The sequence below is a fragment of the Pseudokineococcus marinus genome (assembly GCF_013004605.1).
Taxonomy (GTDB): Bacteria; Actinomycetota; Actinomycetes; order Actinomycetales; family Quadrisphaeraceae; genus Pseudokineococcus; species Pseudokineococcus marinus.
Genome location: NZ_JABEMA010000337.1, coordinates 1 through 3053, shown reverse-complemented (window position 1 = coordinate 3053; position 3053 = coordinate 1). Strand labels below are relative to the sequence as shown.

The following is a 3053-nucleotide window of genomic DNA, read 5'->3' as shown; positions in this document are numbered from 1 at the left end:
CGAGGAGGTCGTGCGCGCCGCCGCGGCGCCGGGCCGGGGCCCAGGTGGTGTCGGGGGCGGCGCCGGTGACGACGCGGGCGACGGCGCGGGGGAGGGGCGCCCGTGAGCCCGGCGCTGGTCCTGGTCGCCGTCGTCTTCGTGCTCGTGGCGACGGGCGTCTACCTCGTCCTCGAGCGGAGCCTGACCCGCGTGCTCGTCGGCGTCATCCTCATGAGCAACGGCATCAACGTCCTCTTCCTCGTCGCCAGCGGGGCGGCCGGGGAGCCGGCGCTCGTGGGCAGCGCCGAGCCGGCGCGGATGAGCGACCCGCTGCCGCAGGCGATGGTGCTGACGGCCATCGTCATCACCCTCGGGCTCACGGCCTTCCTGCTCGCCATGGCCTACCGCAGCTGGCAGCTGCACGGGCACGACGAGGTGCAGGACGACGTCGAGGACCGGCAGGTCCGGGGCCGCGCCGTGCGCGACGAGACCTCCGGCAGCTACGACCCGGACGACGAGGAGGCCCCCGTGGAGGAGCGCTCGGAGGACCGCCGGCGGGCCCACGCCAGCCCGTCGCCGCGCGACCGGTCGCCCGGGGACGGCCCGCGCCGGGCCGCGCAGCGGCGGGAGGAGGGCCCGTGAGCGGCGTCGGGGCCCTCGCGTCCGCCCTCCCGCACCTGCTCGCCCTCGGCGTCGACGACGCCCCCACGGGTCCGCAGGGCCTGGGGCTGCGCGCCACGCAGGGCCAGGTGCTCGAGTGGCCGACGCTCGTGCCGCTGCCGGTCCTCGTGCCCCTCGTGGCCGCGGGCCTCGCGCTGGCGCTGGCGCGGCACCGCCGGGCGCAGGCCGCCGTCAGCACCGTCGCGCTCTCCGTCGTCCTCGCCACCTCCGTGGCGATGCTCCTCGCGGTGCAGGACGTCGGGACCCTCGTCGTCACGGTGGGCGGGTGGCCCGCCGCCAGCGGCATCTCGCTCGTCGCCGACCAGCTGTCCACCCTCATGCTCAGCGTCTCGAGCGCCGTGACCCTCGGCGTCCTCGTGTACTCGGTGGCGCAGGGCGCCGCGGACGGGGACGACGGCGCGCCCGTCGCGATCTTCCACCCGACCTACCTCGTGCTGTCGGCGGGCGTCTCGAACGCCTTCCTCTCCGGCGACCTGTTCAACCTCTACGTCGGCTTCGAGATGCTGCTCGCGGCGAGCTTCGTGCTGCTCACCCTCGGCGGCACGAGCGCCCGCATCCGCGCGGGGTCTACGTACGTCGTCGTGAGCATCGCCAGCTCGCTCGTCTTCCTCGCCGCCATCGCGCTGGTCTACGCGGCCACCGGCACGGCCAACCTCGCCCAGCTGCCCGAGCGCCTCGACGCCCTCGACGACGGCGTGCGCCTCGCGCTGCAGCTGTCGCTGCTCGTGGCGTTCGGCATCAAGGCGGCGGTCTTCCCGCTGTCGGCGTGGCTGCCCGACTCCTACCCGACGGCGCCCGCCCCGGTCACGGCCGTCTTCGCCGGGCTGCTCACCAAGGTCGGCGTCTACGCCATCATCCGCACGCAGACGCTGCTGTTCCCCGAGGGCCGCCTCGACGACCTCCTGCTCGTCGTCGCCCTCGCCACGATGGTCGTCGGGATCCTCGGCGCCGTGGCGCAGAGCGACGTCAAGCGCCTGCTGTCCTTCACGCTCGTCAGCCACATCGGCTACATGGTCTTCGGCATCGCCGTCGGCTCGGTCGCGGGCCTCGCCTCGGCGATCTTCTACGTCGTCCACCACATCACCGTGCAGACGACCCTCTTCCTCGTGCTGGGCCTCGTCGAGCGACGGGGCGGCTCGACGTCGATGGACCACCTGGGCGGCATGGCGAAGCTGTCGCCGCTGCTCGGCGTCCTCTTCTTCGTGCCGGCGATGAACCTCGCGGGCATCCCGCCCCTGTCGGGCTTCCTCGGGAAGGTCGGGCTCATCCAGGCGGGCGTGGCCGACGGGGGCGTGCTGCCGCTCGTGCTCGTCGGCGGCAGCGTCCTCACGAGCCTGCTCACCCTCTACGCCGTCGCCAAGGCGTGGAACCGCGCCTTCTGGAGCCGGCCCGCGACGGTGGGCCGCGAGGAGGAGACCCGCGCGGACGACGACGAGGCGCCCGACGCCGCGACGACGCTGTCCGGCGTCGGCGAGGTGAGCCAGCGGCAGGACGCCGTGGAGCGGGCGCAGGGCGTCTCGGCCGTCGCGACCCGGGAGGACGACGAGGCCGCCGCGGCGGGGGCGCTCACGGGCGCCGCCGTCGACCCCGAGCGCACCCCCGTCGAGATGACGCGCGTGCCCCGCGGGATGGTCGCCCCGACGGCGGCGCTGGTGGCGCTGGGCCTGTCCCTCACCGTGCTGGCGGGCCCGCTGCTGCGCGTCGCCGAGGACTCGGCGCTCGAGCTCGACCAGCGGCAGCCCTACGTCCGCGCCGTCCTCGGGCAGGCCGCGGCCGACCGGGTCGCCCCGACGACGCAGGTCGGCCCGGCGGGGGGCTCGCGGTGACCCGCGCGCGCCGCGCGGTCGTCCAGTGGCCCGTCCTCGCCTGGACGGCGCTGGTCTGGGTGCTGCTGTGGGGCGACCTGTCGGTGGCCAACGTGCTCGCGGGCGCCGTGCTCGGCCTGCTCGTCGTCCTCGTCTTCCCCCAGCCGCCGGTGCGCTTCCCCGGCGCGGTGCGCCCGGGGCCGGTGCTGCGCCTGCTGCTGACCTTCGCCCTCGACGTCGTCCGCGCGTCGCTGCAGGTGGCCGCCCTCGTGCTGAGCCGGCGCACGCCGACGAGCTCGGTGCTCGAGGTGCACCTGCGCACGGCGAGCCTCGCGCACCTGACCGCGACGGCGGAGCTCATCTCGCTCGTGCCCGGCAGCGTCGTCGTCGAGGTGCGGCCGGGCACGCAGAGCCTCTTCGTGCACGTCATCGACACCCCGGACGCCGCCGCGGCGGAGCGGGAGCGGGCGGGGGTGCTGCGCGTGGAGGAGCGGGTCGTGCGGGCCTTCGGGACCGCCGAGGAGGTCGCCGACGTCGAGGCGGGCGACGCCACCGGCCGCGGCCGCCACACGCGGCCGCCGGTGCGCC

Annotated in this window: 3 protein-coding genes; all 3 read left to right on the top strand. The window is 75.9% G+C overall.

Annotated features, from left to right (window positions below; translation table 11 throughout):
* Positions 1 to 102: 102 nt before the first annotated feature.
* Positions 103 to 621 carry a Na(+)/H(+) antiporter subunit C gene (locus HLB09_RS14985; RefSeq protein ID WP_171204131.1) on the top strand — a complete coding sequence of 173 codons (519 nt, stop codon included), beginning with the start codon at positions 103 to 105 and terminating at the stop codon, positions 619 to 621.
* Between the two features lie 107 nt (positions 622 to 728).
* Positions 729 to 2486, top strand: coding sequence for a Na+/H+ antiporter subunit D (locus HLB09_RS14980; protein WP_171204132.1), 1758 nt, complete (start codon positions 729 to 731; stop codon positions 2484 to 2486).
* Positions 2483 to 3053: Na+/H+ antiporter subunit E (locus tag HLB09_RS14975; protein WP_171204130.1), on the top strand; the 571-nt coding region annotated here is incomplete at its 3' end. The genes HLB09_RS14980 and HLB09_RS14975, both read left to right, overlap by 4 nt.